This is a genomic window from Edwardsiella sp. EA181011 (genome assembly GCF_000800725.1).
Lineage (GTDB): Bacteria > Pseudomonadota > Gammaproteobacteria > Enterobacterales > Enterobacteriaceae > Edwardsiella > Edwardsiella anguillarum.
On the sequence record NZ_CP011364.1, the window covers coordinates 300716 to 319826 of the forward strand.

Here is a 19111-nt window from a genome sequence, read left to right on the forward strand (position 1 = left end):
CCGCCTGCCTGCGCCTGCGCTGGACGCAGGAGGATCGGCAGAGGCCTATCGCGGTAAGTTCGCTATTTGTCTGTGCACATATTTCGCCTGAATAACGGAAGAGGAAACTACGGCGCATTATTTTGTGACCGTCATCAAGACTATTTGCCGCCTTAATTAAAAACAGGCCAATTCCAGCCACAAAAAAATGTCCGTTTAAGTCAAAGCATGACTAAACGGGCAATTATTCGCGCGTTCTTAACAATTGACCGTTTAAAATAAAAAATGCCTATTCGGTCATTCGATATGTGTATTTAAATTAAATATCGGCGCAAACGGTCATCTATTTAAACGACATACAGTGACTCCCTTCACACTTCCCCGACCGAGGGGTTCAAATGTGATTTGATTCATATTTTCGAACCTTTTTTATTTTGAAAATAGCTCTGTGTTACGGCAACAGGGCATGATGTAGGCGCATTTATCAGCGAATCAATGCCGCATACCCATAAACGGTGCAGGCCAAAGAAACCTTGTGTTTTTCAGGCCACAATAGATGAGGGAAGAATGAGAGCAAGCGCATTATCATCAATATGTTATGCGGATAGTTCCGTCATCAGCGACGGCGAAAATGCGCCGCGGGCGATGCCGGGCATAGCGCTGATAAGCCTGCTCATTATTCTACGTCGTATCGACCAAAGCGCCGCCATCGCGGCGTTGGCACGCCTCAGACTATACGTCAGGGTATCGCGTATTAATTTATTAAATACATTCTCTTTTTTATCGAATGTATTTTGCGCAAAAACCGCTTCATCGCTTATTTATGTCAAAGAGAACGGCATGCTGACATCGAACAGGCGAAAAATAGGTAAGCCCAGCTTAACAAACGTCGCACCTGTTGGCCAAATCATTAGCAGCCATATCGATTATACTGAAGCGGATGATTAATCCTATCTCCGCAAAATAATTAGACCCACCCTACCCGATACAAATGTGGAGTGTTAGTCATGTCCGATATAACGAGCAAGAGTACTAGCGCAGGAAACATTGCATCGGCGGCACAGCGAATCGCCGTCGTTCCTAAAAATATTTTAATCCCCTTTGTCTTATTAACCAGCTGCTTTGCCCTGTGGGGCCTGGCCAATAATATGACGGATGTGCTGATTGCCCAGTTCCGTAAGGTCTTCACCCTGACGGACATGCAGTCAGGCCTGGTACAGACCGCATTCTATGGCGCCTATTTTTGCCTGGCGCTGCCGGCGGCGCTGTTCATCAAACGCTTCAGCTACAAGGCCGGCGTTCTGCTGGGGCTAGGGCTGTTTTGCAGCGGCGCCCTGCTGTTTTACCCGGCCAGCCAGATCATGGCCTATGGCCCCTTCCTGCTGGCCCTGTTTATCCTGGCCGGCGGTCTATCCATTCTGGAGACCAGCGCCAACCCCTACATCATCGCGATGGGCCCCCAGGAGACGGCCACCCGTCGCCTCAATCTGGCGCAGTCCTTTAACCCCATCGGCTCGATCACCGGCGTACTGATCGGCAAATTCTATATTTTGGCGCAGCTGAACCCGGCTACCGATGCCGAACGCACCGTCATGGATCCCGATACGCTGGCCTCTATCCAGTCCGCCGAGCTCTCCGCGGTGATGGGGCCTTACGTTGTCGTCGCCCTGGTGATCATCATGGTCTGGCTGGCCATCGCCTTTACCCGTATGCCGGCCGCCCACGACAGCAGCAGCGCAGAGAGTACGCTTAAGCAAAGCTTTAGCCGCCTGCTCAGCAAGGGTTACTTCGTTCGCGGCGTCGTGGGGCAGTTCTTCTACGTCGGCGCCCAGATCGGCTGCTGGTCCTATACCATCCGCTACGTTATGGCGGAAATGGGCGGCAACGAGGCGGAGGCCTCCACCTACCTGCTGCTCTCCATCGTACTGTTCTCGGCCTTCCGCTTCGTCTGTACAGCCCTGATGAAATTCGTCTCGCCGGCCATCCTGCTGGGCCTACTGGCCAGTCTGGCCTCCGCCAGTCTGCTGCTGGTGATGTTCGTCGGCGGCATCGCCGGGGTCTATGGCCTGGTCGCCGTATCGGCCTGCATGTCACTGATGTTCCCGACCATCTTTGGCCTGTCGGTACACGGGCTGGGTAAAGACACCCAGTTCGGCGGCAGCTGCCTGATCATGGCGATCCTCGGCGGCGCGGTGCTGACCGCCCTGATGGGCCAGATCTCCGACATGGCCGGGATCCGCATGGCTTTCCTTATCCCGCTGCTGGGATTTATCTACCTGATTCACTTTGGCTTTAAAGGCCACCGGGCATAGCGCTCCTGACTCCAACTCTGCCGGCATCCCCGCCCCGCGCCGCGATGCCGACCCTGATTAGCACTCACCGATTACGACGAGGTAACAGTATGAACCAGCAACACAGCCTGCCGAAAGTAGGTATCCGTCCGGCCATCGATGGCCGCCGTATGGGCGTCCGCGAATCGCTGGAGGCACAGACCATGGAGATGGCGCAGGCGACCGCCCGCCTGATCAGCGAACAGCTGCGCCACCCCTGCGGCACCCCCGTCGAATGCGTGATCGCCGATACCTGCATCGCCGGCATGGCCGAAGCCGCCGCCTGCGAAGAAAAATTCAGCCGCAGCAACGTGGGTCTGACCATTACCGTGACCCCCTGCTGGTGCTACGGCAGCGAAACCATCGACATGGATCCGCTGCGTCCGAAGGCGATCTGGGGCTTCAACGGCACCGAACGCCCCGGCGCTGTCTATCTGGCCGCGGCGCTGGCCGCCCACAGCCAGAAAGGGATCCCGGCCTTCTCCATCTATGGCCATGATGTGCAGGACTCCGGTGATGACAGCATCCCGGCCGACGTGCAGCAGAAGCTGCTGCGCTTTACCCGCGCCGGGCTGGCGGTGGCCGGAATCAAAGGGAAAAGCTACCTGTCGCTGGGCGGCGTGTCGATGGGCATCGCCGGCTCCATCGTCGATCACGACTTCTTTGAGTCCTGGCTGGGCATGAAGGTGCAGGCCGTCGATATGACCGAGCTACGCCGCCGCATCGATAATCACATCTATGACCAGGATGAGCTGGCCCTGGCCCTTGAGTGGGCTGACGCGCACTTCCGCTACGGACCGGATCTCAACGCCGAGCAGTATCGCCGCTCGCCGGAGGAGAACCGCCGGGTGCTGCGCGAAAGCCTGCTGATGGCTATCTGTATCCGCGACATGATGCAGGGCAACCCGAAGCTGGCCGAACAGGGCTGGGAGGAGGAGGCGCTGGGCTATAACGCCGTGGCCGCCGGGTTCCAGGGGCAGCGCCACTGGACCGATCAATACCCCAACGGCGACACCGCCGAGGCGCTGCTCAACAGCGCCTTTGACTGGAACGGCGTACGTCGTCCGCTGGTGGTGGCGACCGAAAATGACAGCCTCAACGGCGTCGCCATGCTGTTCGGCCACATGCTCACCGGCACCGCCCAGATTTTTGCCGACGTCCGCACCTACTGGTCGCCGCAGGCGGTCGAGCGCGTCACTGGTCAACCGCTGCAGGGGCTGGCCGAGCACGGCATCATCCACCTGATCAACTCCGGCTCCGCCGCGCTGGACGGCACCTGCCGTCAGCAGGACGCCGCAGGACAGCCGACCATCAAACCGCACTGGCAGATCAGCCCGCGGGAGGCCGACGCCTGTCTGGCCGCCACGGAGTGGTGCCCGGCTATCCACGAATATTTCCGAGGCGGTGGCTTCTCCTCGCGCTTCCTGACCCGCGGCGGCGTCCCCTTCACCATGAGCCGCGTCAACCTGATCAAGGGCGTCGGGCCGGTGCTGCAGATCGCCGAAGGCTGGAGCGTCGAGCTGCCGGAGGAGATGCACGATATCCTCGACAACCGCACCAACGCCACCTGGCCGACCACCTGGTTCGTGCCGCGCCTGACCGGCAATGGCCCGTTCAAGGATGTCTATTCGGTGATGGCCAACTGGGGCGCCAACCACGGAGTGCTGACCATCGGCCACGTCGGCGCCGACCTGATTACCCTGGCCTCCATGCTGCGCATTCCGGTATGTATGCACAACGTCACCGACGACGCCATCTACCGCCCCTCCGCCTGGGCCGCCCACGGGATGGACAGCGAGGGTCAGGACTATCGCGCCTGCCAGAACTACGGCCCGCTGTACAAGCGCGCCTGATGCTGCCGGGCGGCGCCATGCCGCCCGCTTTTTTGCCAAGGAGGCGGTATGACTCATGATGTTGTTTTGGTTCTGGACTGCGGCGCAACCAACGTACGCGCCATCGCCGTCGATGCGCACGGCAACGTCGTCGCCCAGGCCGCGCAGGCCAACGCCAGCCAGGCTGGAGCCGAAGACGCCCGCTGGCATGTCTGGTCGCTGGAGGCCATTCTGCAGCGCTTCGCCGACTGCTGCCGCCAGATTGCACCGCAGCTCGCCCACGCGCGCATACATGCGCTGACGGTCACCACCTTTGGCGTCGACGGCGCCCTGGTGGATCGCCACGGCGAGCTGCTTTACCCGGTCATCAGCTGGAAATGCCCGCGCACCACCGCCGAAATGGAGGGGATCGAACGCTATATCTCCGCCGAAACGCTGCAAACCCTGTCCGGGATCGGGCAGTTCAGCTTTAATACCCTGTACAAGCTGCTGTGGTTCAAACACCACCACCCGGAGCTGCTGGAGAAAGCGCACGCCTGGCTATTCATCTCCTCGCTGCTCAACCAGCGCCTGACCGGCGAGTTCACCACCGACCGCACCATGGCCGGCACCAGTCAGCTGCTGGACGTGCGCAACGAGCTCTTTAGCGACACCATTCTGCGCAGCACCGGCCTGCGCAGCGACCTGTTCCCGCGCATGGTCGCTGCCGGAGAGCCCATCGGCCACCTGCTGCCGACGATGGCGCAGTTCCTCGGCCTGCCGGCGGGGATCCCGGTGATCGCCGCCGGCCACGACACCCAGTTCGCCCTGTTCGGCTCCGGCGCCGGGCTGGAGCAGCCGGTGCTCTCCTCCGGGACCTGGGAGATCCTGATGGTACGCACCCCGCAGGTCAACACCGCCCTGCTGCCGCAGCACCGCGGCTCCACCTGCGAGCTGGACAGCTGCCAAGGGCTGTTTAACCCCGGACTACAGTGGCTGGCCTCCGGCGTCCTAGAGTGGATCCGCCAGCTCTACTGGCATGACGTGCCACGCCAAGACGCCTATACCCGGATGATTGCCGAGGCCGCCGCCGTCGCCCCCGGCTGCGACGGGCTACGCATGAACAGCCAACTACTCCAAGCCGACGGTCAAGCCGGCTGGCAGGGGGTGAGTCTGCATAGCGGGCGCGGCCACTTCTACCGCTCCGCGCTGGAAAGTCTGGGCTGGCAGCTGCGCCACAACCTGCACACCCTACAGACCCTGGGGGGCTTTCAGGCCCAGAGCCTGCTGCTGGTGGGCGGCGGCAGCCGCAACGCCCTATGGAACCAGATTAAGGCCGATATTCTCGGCATTCCGGTGCGCGTGCTGGCCAACGCGGAAACCACCGTACTGGGCGCGGCGCTGTTCGCCTGGAGCGGCGCCGGCTATTACGCCTCGGCCGATCGGGCGCGCGAGGCCGTCACCTTTACCTATCACGACTATATCCCGGGTGAACAGCGGGCGCAGTATCAGGCGCTGCAGCCCACGGCGCCCATCAGGAGCCACACATGCTGAAAAATATCTCCCCGCTGATCTCCCCTCAGCTACTGAAAACCCTGGCCGAGATGGGCCACGGCGATGAGATCATCTTCGCCGACGCCCACTTCCCGGCCCACGCCATGGGGCCGCAGGTGATCCGCGCCGACGGCCTGAGCGTCAGCGATCTGCTGGCGGCGATCATCCCGCTGTTCGAGCTGGACAGCTATGCGCCGCCGCTGGTGATGATGGCGGCGGTCGAGGGCGACGCGCTCGATCCGGCCGTCGAGGCGCGCTACCTCACTGCCCTGTTTGGCGATGCGCCGGCGCAGCCGGTGACCCGCATCGACCGCTTCGCCTTCTACCAGCGCGCGCAGCAGGCCTTTGCGATCGTTATCACAGGAGAGCGTGCCAAGTATGGCAATATCCTGTTAAAAAAAGGCGTGACCCCGTAATCTCTCCCCGTCGCCGCCCGCCATGACGCGGGCGGCCTCTCCCGGGAGCAGAAGATGAAACACGATCGTCATCAGGCCATCGTCCAACTGGTGGCCGAGCACGGAACGCTAAGCACCGAGGCGCTGGCGCAGCGCCTGGACGTCAGCCGTGAAACCATTCGCCGCGATCTGAATACCCTGCAAAAGCAGGGGAAAATCGTGCGTCGTCACGGGCGCGCCACGGGCCTCGGGGGGAAACCCAGGACAGCGGCGACCCGTTCAACGCCCGGCTCAAGAGCCACCTCTCCGGCAAGGCGGAGATCGCTCGTCAGGCGCTGGAGTGGATAGACAGCGGCATGACCCTCGCCCTCGATGCCAGCTCCACCTGCTACTACCTGGCCAAACAGCTCCCCGACGTGGAGATCACCGTGTTCACCAACAGCCTGCGTATCTGTCAGGAACTCGCCAAACGCCAGCGTATTCAGCTGATCAGCTCCGGCGGCCTGCTGCAGCGCAAATACGCCTGCTACGTCAACCCGGCGATCCTCTCCCAGCTCAAGGCGCTGGAGATCGATCTGTTCATCTTCTCCTGTGAGGGGATCGACGGACGCGGCGGGCTGTGGGAGTCCAATGCCTATAACGCCGACTTCAAGGCGCTGCTGATCAAGCGCGCCGCGCAGTCCCTGCTGCTGATCGACAAGAGCAAGTTCAACCGCGCCGGCGAAATCCAAATCGGCACGCTGGACGACGTCGCGCAGGTGATCTCCGATATGCACGACGGCGGCGTCTAACGGCGACGGGGCGAAAGAGAGAGCTGTGGCACATTCCCGCTTCAGCGTATGTAAATCCCGCCGCCGCCGCCCCGGCGCGCTTTAAATGTAACCAGCTTTCCCCTATGCTATCGGCAATCTGGGAAAGACGGGCACGGCTTTTGCTTGACCCGCAACGGGGAACCTCATCATGAAACGGACCAAACACATTAATCGCAGCGCATTTCGCAAGCGCTGGCAGATGGCACCGCTAGCGCTGGCCGTCAGCGCAGTATTCCTGCTGGCCGGCTGTGAAAAGAGCGATGAAACGGTATCGCTGTATCAAAACGCCGACGACTGCAGCAAGGCGAACCCCTCCATGAGCGCGCAGTGCAAGGCCTCTTACGACGACGCGCTGAAAGAGGCGGCGAAAACCGCACCCAAGTACGCCACGCGCGAGGACTGCATCGCTGAGTTCGGCGAGGGCCAGTGTACTCAGACACCGGCGCAGGCGGGCATGGCGCCGACAACGGGCACGACCAACGCCGAAGCCGCCCAGAGCGGCGGCAGCTTCTGGATGCCGCTGATGGCCGGCTACATGATGGGGCGTCTGATGGGTGGCGGCTTTAACCAACAGCCGCTGTTTACCCCGCGCGGCGCCGCCAGCCCGGCCAACGGCCAGTTCGTCGACGCCAGCGGCAAGAGCTACGGCCCGGCCACCGCCGGCGGCCGCACCATGAACGTACCTAAAACAGCGATGGCGCCCAAGCCGGCGACCACCACCACGGTCACCCGCGGCGGCTTTGGCGAAACGGTCGCCAAGCAGAACAGCCTGCAGCGCAGCAGCGCGTCCGGTACGGGCACCGGCTCACGCAGCATGGGCGGCTAAGCCATGAAACGTATTGCCATCAGCGAGCGCCCGGACTGGCGCGCCAAAGCCAGCGAGTTCGGCTTCCAGTTTCATACCATGTACGGCGAGCCCTACTGGTGTGAGGATGCCTACTATCAGTTTTCCATGGCGCAGGTAGAAGCCCTGGAGGAGACCACCGCCGAGCTGCACCAGATGTGTCTGCAGGTGGTCGAGAAGGTCGTCAACAGCGAAGCGCTGCTGAGCCGCTTCCAGATCCCCAAACATACCTGGGACTTTGTGCGCGCCTCCTGGCGCTCCGGCCAGCCGTCGCTCTATTCGCGCCTCGATCTGGCCTACGACGGTCAGGGGCCGGCCAAGCTGCTGGAGAATAACGCCGATACGCCGACCTCGCTGTATGAGTCCGCGTTTTTCCAGTGGATCTGGCTGGAGGATCAGGTGCGCGCCGGCAAGCTGCCCGCGGCGGCGGATCAGTTCAACAGCCTGCAGGAGCAGCTGATCGCCCGCTTCGCCGAGCTGAAGGCTAACCACGGCTTCCAGCTGCTGCACATGGCCTGCTGCCAGGACAGCGACGAAGATCGCGGTACGGTACAGTACCTGCAGGACTGCGCCGCAGAGGCCGGGCTGGCCACGGAGTTCCTGTACATGGACGAGATCGGCCTGGGCGAGAAGGGGCAGTTTACCGATCCCCAGGATCAGGTGATCAGCAACCTGTTCAAGCTCTATCCCTGGGAATTTATGCTGCGCGAGATCTTCTCCACCAAGCTGGAGGACGCCGGAGTACGTTGGCTGGAGCCGGCCTGGAAGAGCATTCTATCCAACAAGGCCCTGCTGCCGATGCTGTGGGAGATGTTCCCCAATCACCCCAACCTGCTGCCGGCCTACTTTGCCGACGGCAGCCAGCCGCCGCTGGATCGCTATGTAGTGAAACCGCTGTTTTCCCGCGAGGGCGCCAACATCCGCATCGTCGAAAACGGTCAAGAGATCGAGCGGGTCGACGGCCCCTACGGCGAAGAGGGCATGATTGTGCAGCAGTACCACCCGCTGCCCAGGTTTGGCGACAGCTACACCCTGATCGGCAGCTGGCTGGTCAACGACAGCCCGGCCGGGATCGGCCTGCGCGAGGATCGCAGCCGCATCACCCAGGATCTGTCGCGCTACTACCCGCACATCATTCTGGACTAGCGCCGCGAACCGCGGCCGATCAAAAAGGCACCGCCCTAACAGGCGGTGCCTTTTTCGCTACGGCGACGTCGGATTATCCCTGCGCGCCGTGATTCTTCAGCACCACCACCTCATATTCTCCCTTACCGTTACACTGCACCCCGTGAATATCGGTTTCAAAGCCCGGATAGTGGGCGCCGATGTCGCACAGCAGCTGCAGAAAGTCCAGCACCGGCTTACTGGCCTCGGTGATCATCTCGCCCGGCATGATCAGCGGCACGCCCGGAGGATAGGGCAGGATCATATTGGCGCTGACCCGGCCGATCATCTGCTGTAGCGGACAGCTTTCAATATTGCCGCGCACCTCCTCCTGGAAGGCGTCGTGCGGCGTCAATACCAGCGTCGGCAGCACGTCGAAGGCGCTGTACATCAGATCCGGCAGACGAGACTCGCTGGTCAGCGTATGGATCCCCTGCGCCAGCTCCTGAATGCGCATGTTCTCATAGAACTCCGGCGCCTCCTGATACAGCGACGGCAGCACATTCTTCACCCGCAGGTTGAGATCGTACACCCGTTTAAAGTCCGTCAGGGCGCGCAGCAGGCTGAGCGCCTTGGTCTTATCGATCCCGATACTGAACAGGAACAGCAGGTTATACGGCCCGGTCTTCTCTACGATGATCCCGTGCTCATCCAGATACTTGGAAACGATCGATGCCGGGATCCCCCAGCTGTCCATGGTGCCGTCGGCCTTCATCCCCGGCGTCAGCAGCGTCACCTTGATCGGGTCCAGGTACATATGATCGTCATCGATGTTCTTAAAGCCGTGCCAGTCGTTGCGCGAATTCAGCGGCCAGCAGGCCACCTCATCGATGTTATCCGGCTGCCAGACATCAAAGAACCATCCCTCCGATTCGGTACGCAGACGCTTGATCTCTTTACGAAAGCGGATCGCACGTTCGATCGAGTTCGCGATCAGTCGCTTACCCGTATTGCCCTTCATCATCGCCGCCGACATCTCGGCCGACGCCACAATGCCATAGTGAGGCGAGGTGGAGGTATGCATCATATAGGCTTCGTTAAAGGTCTCCTCATTGATGATCCCTTTCACATGAATCATGGATGCCTGTGAGAATGCCGCTAAAAGCTTATGGGTCGACTGGGTTTCATAGATCACTTTACCCGGCACCCGCTCACCGCTCATCCCCGCCTTCCCCTGATAGATGGGGTGGAAGTTGGTATAGGGAACCCAGGCGGAGTCGAAGTGGATCGACTTCACGTCCAGGGTCTGCTTGATATAGTCGGTGTTATAGAACAGCCCGTCATAGGTCGAGTTGGTGACGACCGCATGCACCGGCCAGCTGGCGTTCGGGGTATTACGCACCTTCTCCTCAATGGCCTCACGGGTAAACTCCTGGCGCGGGATCCCGCCCAGAATGCCGTAGGCGTTACGGGTCGGGCGCAGATACAGCGGCACCACGCTACTCATCATCATCAGATGGGTCAGCGACTTATGGCAGTTACGATCGATGAGGATCGAGGCGCCCGCCGGCGACGAATACATCCCGACGATCTTGTTGGCCGTCGAGGTCCCGTTGGTGACGATATAGCTGCGATCGGCGTTAAAGGTGCGGGCGATATACTCTTCCGCCTCGCGGTGTGGGCCGCTGTGATCCAGCAGCGATCCCAGCTCGGCGACCGAGATAGAGATGTCGGATCGCAGGGTATTCTCGCCGTAGAAATCATAAAACAGGGTGCCGACCGGGCTTTTCTCAAAGGCGGTCCCCCCATATGCCCCGGGGTACAGAAGGTGTACTTCTCCTCATGAACATACTTAAACAGCGCCTTGGTCAGGGGCGGCATTATCGCATCGATATACTGATCGGTGCTCTGGCGGATCTTCAGGGCGATGTCCTGCGCGCTGCCTAAGGTGTACTCAAAGAAGCGCACGTTCAGACGCAGATCGCTCATGCTCACGTCCAGCGTGGAGTAGGTATTGGCGAAGGCGTAGATCGGCAGCATCTTGTTCAGGGCGCTGATCTCCTCACACAGCGCCAGGTTGTACTTGTCCCAGTCGAAAATCACCCCGCACAGGCGAGCGTTGTTCTCTATCAGCTTGAGCAGGTCGTTGCGATCGTGCGGATAGGCGATGCGAAAGCCCGCCTTCTCCAGCTCCTGTTGCAGCTCGCGCAGCGGCTCTTCCTTAAAATACGCGCTCATGTCATTCATTATGGCAATGATATTCATGCGAACTCTCCAGACCAATTCACTGGCTTCACCGGCGGCGCCAGGCCGCCGGTGGGTTAACCACGGTTGAGGTTAGGTACGCGGGGCACTGCCTTTATCCTGTGCGGAGCCCAGCTTACGTGAGTAGAACATCAGAATGATCAGGCTGACGATAAAGGTACCGGACAGCTCGATCGAGTTGGCCCCCATCAAAGCGATAAAGCAGAACACACAGCCGAGAATGGACGCCAGCAGACTCAGTACGTTCTTGATGTTGGCGCCATCAAAGCGGATCAGGTCAATACAGGAGTAGAAGTAAGGTAGCATGGTCAACAGCACCGCGATGCCGGTCAGCTCGCCGAACAGGTCAGAGGCCTTACCGCCGCTGGCATTCATCACGGTGATCAGCACCATCAGGACGGTCATCTTGATCGCAGCCAGGAACAGCCCTTTCTTCGGCAGGCCATTCTTGTCCAGCTCACCGTAGATTTTCGGGAAGTTGCCGTCATGGGCCGCACGCGCGCCGGCCTGACCGACCAGCATCATCCAGGAACCCAGCGACGTCAGACAAGCGAAGGCGGTGAAGGCGGACACCACAGGCCCGGCCCAGCTACCCACCATGGTCGAGGCGCTGATGGCGAACGGTGCACCGGAGGCGGCCATCTGATGGGCCGGATACATCCCGGCAATAGCCTGAGTCGCCGCAATATAGACGATACCGGCCAGGAAAGTCCCCATCATGGTTGCCAGCGGGACGTTACGCTGCGGATCCTTCACCATCCCGGTACTGACGGACGCTGACTCCACCCCGATAAACGCCCACAGGCAGAGCAGAATACTTTTAATAACGGCGTGATAATCCGTGCCGCCGGAGGTGTTCCAGTTCGCCATATAGGTGGTTGGCTCAAACCAGAACCAGCCGGCGATCCCGGTCCCGATAACCGGGATCAGTACCAACACCAGCCCCAGGGTGGTCAGGCGGCTGACCCAGGCGCCCCCCAGCATGTTAACGAAGGTGAAAATCCACACGATAGCGATACAGGCGATACCCGCCGGTACCGGGCTGTTAAGCACCGGAAAGAAGGTCGATAAATAAGAGACGGCGGTAATACCGATAGCCAGGTTACCGATCCAGTTGGCATGGTAGTACAGCACCCCGGTCTGGAACCCGAAGGCGGCACCGACCTCACCGGCGTAGGCAACCGGGCCCCCCTCCTGGGGGTTTTTGGTGGCCAGTCGGGCATACACATAGGCCAGAGAAACGGCGCCCACCAGCGCGATCAGCCAGCCCCATACGGCAATTGACCCCAGGCTTGCCAGGTTGGCGGGCAGCAGCGCGATACCGCTGCCCATCATGTTGCCGGCAACCACCCCGGTACAGGCGATAAGCCCGATTTTTTTTACAGAAGCCATAGTCTGCGCTCCCCTGTGATGATGACTGGCCATAACGCAGGCCCACTGGAGCGCATGTCAGTAAACGGGCAGGCTCCGCAGATAATTATAGAAAAGAAAGTCATCTTTTCCCGTGATAAACAATATTTTTACAATCATTTTTTACTTTTAAATTCAATGTGTTGCATGGACACATTTCCACGTAAAATAAATGAAAATAAATATACAATATAATCATCAAGATAATTATTTCCCCCCGCAGGCGCTTTCCCGGCGACGCGTCCTGTTTCCCGTCAATACGTGAAGACACGCTGAACGATGTACATTAATTAATCGATTTTTTTGACGGCGCGCCTCCCCCTTGAACATCCTCCCCGTCATCGCTATGCTGGCCGCCATGAACACGCCACGACTCCCCATCGCCCTACAGCAGGCCGTCATGCACACCCTGCGCCATTGCCTTAGCCAGGCCGAACAGCGCCTGAATCACCCCCTCCCGCTGCCCCAGATTGATTACCGCCAGCGCGGCACCGTCGCGGGCACCGCCTGGCCACAGCAGTGGCAAATCCGGCTGAACCCGGTGCTGCTGCTGGAAAACGGGCAGGCGTTTATCGACAGCGTCATCCCCCATGAGCTGGCGCATCTGCTGGTCTACCGCCGCTTTGGCCGCGTCGCGCCCCACGGCAGAGAGTGGCGCTGGATGATGGCGGAGATACTGGGCGTGGAGCCGCAGCGAACCCACCGCTTCAGCGTCGATTCGGTGCGCGGGCGCACCTTCACCTACCGCTGCGCCTGCCAGCAGCACCAGCTGACCCTGCGCCGCCATAACCGCGTTCAGCGCGGCGAGTCCAGCTACCGCTGCCGCCAGTGCGGCGCCGCGCTGAGCTTCACCCCCGACGCGGCGTAGGCGCGCGACGCTTTCCCACACTTTCTAAAAATTAAACGCGCCGGGCGCAAAAGGTTGCCCGCAAACCGCGTATTGTCTACTCTGCTGACTTTCTCATTCCAACACCGTTTTAGAATATGTCGCCCAAATCCTTCATCGCTCTCTCCGCCCTGCTGGGCAGCCTGCTGCTGACGTCAGGCGCCCAGGCAGAAACTATCCATAACTTCTCCCAGGCCAAGGCCGCCGCGGTCAAAATCAACCGCGACGCCCCCGGCACCTTTTACTGCGGCTGCCGCATCGACTGGCGGGGGAAAAAAGGCACTCCCGACCTGGCCAGCTGCGGCTACCAGGTGCGTAAAAACGCCCACCGCGCCGGACGCATCGAGTGGGAGCACGTCATGCCGGCCTGGCAATTTGGCCACCAGCTGCAGTGCTGGCAGGAGGGTGGACGAAAAAACTGCGCCAAGAACCCCGACTATGTGCGTATCGAGACCGATCTGCACAACCTGCAGCCGGCCATCGGCGAGGTCAACGGCGATCGCAATAACTTCGCCTTCAGCCAGTGGCGCGGCGGCGAGGGGCAGTATGGCCAGTGCACCATGAAGGTCGATTTCAAAAACAAGCAGGCCGAACCGCCGGAGCGCGCACGCGGCGCTATCGCTCGTACTTACTTCTACATGCGCGATCGCTACCATATCCGCCTCTCCCCGCAGCAGACCCGCCTGTTTGAGGTCTGGGATCGCCAGTATCCGGTCACCGCCTGGGAGTGCCAGCGCGAAGCGCGCGTCGCCGCGGTGCAGGGAAACCATAACCCCTACGTACAGCAAGCCTGCGCAGCGCGTAAACCGTAGCCCGATCCCGCCTCTGCCACTCGGCGCAGGGCGGGTATATAATCGCACCCTGTATCTATCGGCGTACCGGCGTACGCCTTTCACCCTGCCTGAGGATCCCCCCATGCGAATTCCCCGTATTTACCACCCACAGCCCCTGAGCATTCCCGGCGAAGTCAGCCTGTGCGACGATGCCGCCAACCACGTTGGCCGGGTACTGCGCATGGGGCCCGCTCAGGCCCTGCAGCTGTTCGATGGCAGCAACCGGGTCTTCGACGCCGAGATCATCAGCGCAGACAAAAAAAGCGTGCGCGTACGTCTTACTCACGCGCAGGAGGAGGATCGCGAGTCCCCTCTTCACCTGCATCTAGGCCAGGTGATGTCGCGCGGTGAAAAAATGGAGTTCACTATTCAGAAGTCGATCGAGCTGGGCGTCAGCGTCATTACGCCGCTGATCTCCGAGCGCTGTGGGGTGCGTCTGGACGCCGAGCGGATGGCCAAAAAACAGCAGCAGTGGCAGAAAATCGCCATCGCCGCCTGCGAACAGTGCGGGCGCAACCGCATTCCCCAGATCCGTCCGGCAATGGATCTGGAGGCCTGGTGCGCTGAAGAGGACGCCTGCCTGCGTCTTAACCTGCATCCGCGCGCCAGCGCCAGCATCAATACCCTGCCGCAGCCCCTGACCCGCGTTCGGCTATTGATCGGCCCCGAAGGCGGCCTGTCGGCGGCAGAGATTGCCATGACCGCCGACTACCACTTTACTGATATCCTATTGGGGCCGCGCGTACTGCGCACCGAGACGACGGCGCTCACCGCCATCACCGCACTTCAGGTCCGCTTTGGCGATTTGGGCTGAGGCAGAATCCGCGAAAGAGACAGGAGAATAGTATGATTAAGCTCGGTATTGTAATGGATCCCATCGCATCCATTAACATCAAGAAAGACACCAGTTTTGCCATGCTGCTGGAGGCCCAGCGCCGGGGCTACCAGCTGCACTATATGGAGATGGACTCACTCTATCTGCGGCAGGGAGAGGCGCGCGCGCAAACCCGTCTGCTCAGCGTCAGCGATGACAAGGCCAGCTGGTACCGCTTCGACGGCGAACAGGATATTGCCCTGGCCGATCTCGACGTGATCCTGATGCGTAAGGATCCGCCGTTCGACACCGAGTTTATCTACGCCACCTACATTCTGGAGCGCGCGGAGGCCCGCGGCACACTGATCGTCAACAAGCCGCAAAGCCTGCGCGACTGCAATGAAAAGCTGTTTACCGCCTGGTTCGCCGACCTGACGCCGGATACCCTGGTCAGCCGCAGCGCCGCGCACCTGCGTGACTTTCACGCCCGCCACGGCGACGTGATCCTCAAGCCGCTGGACGGCATGGGCGGCGCCTCCATCTTCCGCATCAAGCAGGATGACCCCAACCTGTCGGTGATCATCGAAACCCTCACCGAGCACGGTAAACGCTTCTGCATGGCGCAAAACTACCTGCCGGCGATCGTCGACGGCGATAAGCGCGTTCTGGTGGTCGACGGCGAACCGGTACCCTACTGCCTGGCGCGCATTCCCAAAAGCGGCGAAACCCGCGGCAACCTGGCGGCCGGCGGCCGCGGCGAGGCACGCCCCCTGAGCGAGAGCGACTGGGCCATCGCACGTAAGGTTGCCCCGGTGCTCAAAGAGAAGGGGCTGATCTTCGTCGGCCTCGATATCATTGGCGACCGCCTGACTGAGATCAACGTCACCAGCCCGACCTGCGCCCGCGAGATCGAAGCGGCCTTCCCGGTCTCCATCACCGGTATGCTGATGGACGCCATTGAGGCGCGTCTGGCCGCCCGCTGATCCCCTCGGCATTCACCGACCGGCGGGGCGCGTATCCGCGTGCCCCGCATCATCGTCCCCCCGCTTTTCCGGCGCACCGCCGTCTATCGCGTTATCAGCGTCGCTACCGCCGGGACGATCCGGCGGCCAAGACATGCGCAAGGTCGAATAGCCGCCGCGCCCCCCGTGACTTGAGCGGGAAAAATTCGCATACTGACACCGACAAAAACAGCGAGTTGAAAATATCACCATGAAACTAGCGCACCATTTTCTGATTGCCATGCCCGCCATGCAGGACAGTCGCTTCAAACGCACCGTCATCTATGTGTGCGAACACAATGAGGATGGCGCCATGGGCATGATCATCAATAAACCCCTGGAGCAGCTCACGCTGTCCAGCCTGCTGGAAAAGCTCGACATTACCCCCTCCCCGCGCGATGTCGCCATCCGCCTGGACAAGCCGGTGCTAGCCGGCGGCCCGCTGGCGGAGGATCGCGGTTTTGTCCTGCACAGCCCGACGGATACCTTTGGCTCCAGCGCCGACATTGGTCCGGGCTGTATGCTGACCACCTCACGCGACGTGCTGGAGACTCTGGGCACCGACCGCCAGCCGCAGGAGATTCTGGTCACCCTGGGCTACTGCAGCTGGAGCAAGGGACAGCTGGAGCAGGAGCTGCTGGACAATGCCTGGCTCACGGTAGAGGCCGACAGTCAGATCCTATTTCGCACCCCGCTGGCCGACCGCTGGATTTGCGCGGCGAAAAAGCTGGGGGTCGATATCCGTAATATGCCTTGTAACGCAGGACACGCCTGATGAATCCCCGTACTATTCTCGCCTTCGACTTCGGCACCCGCAGCATCGGCTGCGCCATCGGACAGGAGCTCACCGGCAGCGCCCGCCCGCTGCAATCCTTCAAGGCCAACGACGGCGTTCCGGACTGGCAGCAGATTGAGAAGGTGCTGCGCGAATGGCAGCCGAATCTGGTGGTGGTCGGCCTGCCGCTGAACATGGACGGCAGCGAGCAGCCGCTGACGCAGATGGCGCGAAAGTTCGCCAATCGCCTGCACGGCCGCTTTGGCGTACAGGTCGCCCTGCAGGATGAGCGCCTGAGCACCGTGGAGGCCCGCGCCCACCTGTTTGCCGGCGGCGGCTACCGCGCACTGGAGAAAGGCCGCGTCGACGCCGCCTCTGCCGCGCTGATCCTGGAGAGCTGGTTCGAGCACCAGGCATACTGATGCGCGCCGGGCACGGATTGACTCTGCCATAATTGCCCCCATGTACACTGCACAGGGCGGCGCCGGCGGCAAAGGTGCAGCGCGACGCCGTTTTGCTTTACACTACACGGCACGGTTCGCGGTCACGACGCTGGCCGCGACGTTTTTCCCACTCCCCGGGACGAGGCACCATGAATACCACCATTAAACACAATCTCGACGCGGTCCGGCAGCGCATTGTCCGCGCGGCCGAACAGTGCGGACGCAACCCGCGGGACATCACCCTGCTGGCCGTCAGCAAGACTAAACCCATTGAGGACATCGACGCCGCCATCGCCGCTGGGCAGCGCGCCTTTGGCGAAAACTATGTTCAGGAGGGCGTCAGTAAAATCCAGCACTACCGCCAGCAGCCGCAGGGCGACGCGTTGGAATGGCACTTTATCGGGCCGCTGCAGTCCAATAAAAGCCGCCCGGTGGCCGAGCATTTTGATTGGATCCACACCGTCGATCGTGTGAAAATCGCTCAGCGTTTAAACGAACAGCGCCCGGCACAGCTTGAGCCGCTTAACGTATTGATTCAAGTGAATATCAGCGATGAGCAGAGCAAGTCCGGCATCGCGCTGGAGCAGATCGACGCGCTGGCCGACGCCATCAGTCAGCTGCCCCGCCTGCGTCTGCGCGGTCTGATGGCCATTCCGGCACCGGAGGACGATCCGGCCCGCCAGCTGGCGGTCTGTACCCGTATGGCGCAGGCGCTGTCTGCCCTGCAGCGGCGCTACCCCCAGCTGGATACCCTGTCGCTGGGGATGACCCATGATATGGAGGCCGCCATTACGGCCGGCAGTACCCTGGTACGCATCGGTACCGCCATTTTCGGCGCCCGCGACTACGGCACGGCCTAAACGCGGCGCGACTACCCACGGCTGCCGCTGGCAGCGCTTTTTACTTACCCCCGGCGCCAGATCGCGGGCGGGTAAGCTTTACTACCGACGGAAAAAGGGCTTTTCATGCTAACACTGACGTTTTTGGTCAAAACGCTGCTCGATCTGTATGTCATGGTGCTGCTGTTGCGCATCTGGATGCAGTGGGCGCGCAGCGATTTCTACAACCCGCTTTCGCAGTTTATCGTGAAGCTAACCCAGCCGGTGGTGGCGCCGCTGCGCCGTATTCTGCCGCCTTTGGGGCCTATCGACTCCGCCTCGCTGCTGCTGGCGTTCATCCTGATGACCGTCAAATACCCGCTGCTACTGCTGATCCAGAGCGGTTCCCTCTCCCTCAGCCCCTATAACCTGCTGTTTGGCCTGATCTCGGTGGTCAAGTCTGCCGGCTACCTGGTGTTCTGGGTGATCATCATCCGTTCGATCATGAGCTGGATTAGCCAGGGGCGCAGCCCGATGGACTACGTGCTCTACCAACTGACCGAGCCGATGATGGCGCCGATCCGGCGCATCATCCCGGCGATGGGCGGACTGGATTTCTCCGCCATGGTGGTGATCCTGGTGCTGTACCTGCTCAACTACCTGGGTATCGATCTATTCGGCCAGCTGTGGTTCCTGCTGTGAGCGCAGTCAGCCGGGAGGGCGACGACTGGATCCTGCGACTGTATATTCAGCCGAAGGCCAGCCGGGACCTCATCATCGGGCTGCACGGCGATGAGCTAAAGGTCGCCATCACCGCGCCGCCGGTCGATGGTCAGGCTAACGCCCACCTGCTAAAATTCATCGCCAAGCAGTTTCGCGTCGCCAAAAGCCGCATCACGCTGGAAAAGGGTGAGCTGGGACGCCATAAACAACTGCGCATCAGCCAGCCGCAGCAGATCCCCGACGCGGTGGCGGCGGCGCTCGAATAAGCGGGACACCGACGCCGCACTCTGACACGACACAGCGGCAGGCCACTA

The 19111-nt window shown here is 61.0% G+C and carries 17 protein-coding genes and 2 pseudogenes; 17 read left to right on the top strand and 2 right to left on the bottom strand.

Going from position 1 to position 19111, the window contains the following annotated elements:
* The first annotated feature begins 546 nt into the window (after window positions 1–546).
* The 8 genes and pseudogenes from QY76_RS18940 to QY76_RS01465 all read left to right on the top strand — a co-directional run bounded on the left by QY76_RS18940 (window position 547) and on the right by QY76_RS01465 (window position 8871).
* Window positions 547–927 (top strand): hypothetical protein, encoded by a 381-nt coding sequence (locus QY76_RS18940; RefSeq protein ID WP_034165632.1) that lies wholly within the window; start codon window positions 547–549, stop codon window positions 925–927.
* A gap of 59 nt (window positions 928–986) precedes the next feature.
* Window positions 987–2291, top strand: a complete 1305-nt coding sequence (gene fucP / locus QY76_RS01435) for an L-fucose:H+ symporter permease (RefSeq protein WP_034165631.1) — start codon at window positions 987–989, stop codon at window positions 2289–2291.
* Window positions 2292–2380: 89 nt separating this feature from the next.
* Entirely contained in the window at window positions 2381–4162 is a 1782-nt protein-coding gene (locus QY76_RS01440) for an L-fucose isomerase (protein ID WP_034165630.1), read from the top strand.
* Window positions 4163–4210: 48 nt separating this feature from the next.
* Window positions 4211–5674, top strand: a complete 1464-nt coding sequence (fucK, locus tag QY76_RS01445; RefSeq protein WP_034165628.1) for an L-fuculokinase — start codon at window positions 4211–4213, stop codon at window positions 5672–5674.
* Entirely contained in the window at window positions 5668–6090 is a 423-nt protein-coding gene (gene fucU, locus QY76_RS01450) for an L-fucose mutarotase (RefSeq protein WP_034165627.1), read from the top strand. The genes fucK and fucU overlap by 7 nt, the downstream gene beginning before the upstream one ends.
* Before the next feature lie 54 nt (window positions 6091–6144).
* Window positions 6145–6860, top strand: a pseudogene (fucR, locus tag QY76_RS01455) (L-fucose operon activator).
* Between the two features lie 169 nt (window positions 6861–7029).
* Window positions 7030–7707: a DUF1190 family protein gene (locus QY76_RS01460; protein ID WP_034165625.1), complete on the top strand. Its 678-nt coding sequence runs from the start codon at window positions 7030–7032 to the stop codon at window positions 7705–7707.
* A gap of 3 nt (window positions 7708–7710) precedes the next feature.
* On the top strand, window positions 7711–8871 hold the full coding sequence (locus tag QY76_RS01465) for a glutathionylspermidine synthase family protein (RefSeq protein WP_034165624.1): 1161 nt from the start codon (window positions 7711–7713) through the stop codon (window positions 8869–8871).
* A gap of 73 nt (window positions 8872–8944) precedes the next feature.
* Here QY76_RS01465 and QY76_RS01470 read toward each other — a convergent pair.
* Both QY76_RS01470 and cadB read right to left on the bottom strand, forming a co-directional pair.
* Window positions 8945–11094: pseudogene (locus QY76_RS01470) on the bottom strand (lysine decarboxylase CadA).
* A gap of 72 nt (window positions 11095–11166) precedes the next feature.
* On the bottom strand, window positions 11167–12486 hold the full coding sequence (gene cadB, locus QY76_RS01475; protein ID WP_034165622.1) for a cadaverine/lysine antiporter: 1320 nt from the start codon (window positions 12484–12486) through the stop codon (window positions 11167–11169).
* Window positions 12487–12862: 376 nt separating this feature from the next.
* On the opposite strand from cadB, the gene QY76_RS01480 reads away from it, so the two are divergent.
* The 9 genes from QY76_RS01480 (at window position 12863) to yggU (ending at window position 19063) form a co-directional block, all read left to right on the top strand.
* Window positions 12863–13372 carry a SprT family zinc-dependent metalloprotease gene (locus QY76_RS01480; protein ID WP_144418123.1) on the top strand — a complete coding sequence of 170 codons (510 nt, stop codon included), beginning with the start codon at window positions 12863–12865 and terminating at the stop codon, window positions 13370–13372.
* Window positions 13373–13488: 116 nt separating this feature from the next.
* Complete coding sequence (gene endA, locus QY76_RS01485; protein ID WP_034165619.1) at window positions 13489–14202, top strand: deoxyribonuclease I; 714 nt, start codon at window positions 13489–13491, stop codon at window positions 14200–14202.
* A gap of 103 nt (window positions 14203–14305) precedes the next feature.
* Complete coding sequence (gene rsmE, locus QY76_RS01490; RefSeq protein WP_045425514.1) at window positions 14306–15037, top strand: 16S rRNA (uracil(1498)-N(3))-methyltransferase; 732 nt, start codon at window positions 14306–14308, stop codon at window positions 15035–15037.
* 32 nt (window positions 15038–15069) lie between these two features.
* The gene (gene gshB / locus QY76_RS01495) at window positions 15070–16020 is read left to right on the top strand and encodes a glutathione synthase (RefSeq protein ID WP_045425517.1); all 951 of its coding nucleotides are present in this window, start codon (window positions 15070–15072) and stop codon (window positions 16018–16020) included.
* Between the two features lie 229 nt (window positions 16021–16249).
* Window positions 16250–16813, top strand: a complete 564-nt coding sequence (locus tag QY76_RS01500; protein ID WP_034165615.1) for a YqgE/AlgH family protein — start codon at window positions 16250–16252, stop codon at window positions 16811–16813.
* Complete coding sequence (gene ruvX / locus QY76_RS01505) at window positions 16813–17235, top strand: Holliday junction resolvase RuvX (RefSeq protein ID WP_034165614.1); 423 nt, start codon at window positions 16813–16815, stop codon at window positions 17233–17235. Before QY76_RS01500 ends, ruvX begins: the two co-directional genes overlap by 1 nt.
* A gap of 170 nt (window positions 17236–17405) precedes the next feature.
* Window positions 17406–18116 (top strand): YggS family pyridoxal phosphate-dependent enzyme, encoded by a 711-nt coding sequence (locus QY76_RS01510; RefSeq protein WP_034165613.1) that lies wholly within the window; start codon window positions 17406–17408, stop codon window positions 18114–18116.
* 105 nt (window positions 18117–18221) lie between these two features.
* The gene (locus QY76_RS01515) at window positions 18222–18776 is read left to right on the top strand and encodes a YggT family protein (RefSeq protein WP_005296070.1); all 555 of its coding nucleotides are present in this window, start codon (window positions 18222–18224) and stop codon (window positions 18774–18776) included.
* Window positions 18773–19063: a DUF167 family protein YggU gene (yggU, locus tag QY76_RS01520; RefSeq protein WP_012847151.1), complete on the top strand. Its 291-nt coding sequence runs from the start codon at window positions 18773–18775 to the stop codon at window positions 19061–19063. The genes QY76_RS01515 and yggU overlap by 4 nt, the downstream gene beginning before the upstream one ends.
* Window positions 19064–19111 lie beyond the last annotated feature (48 nt).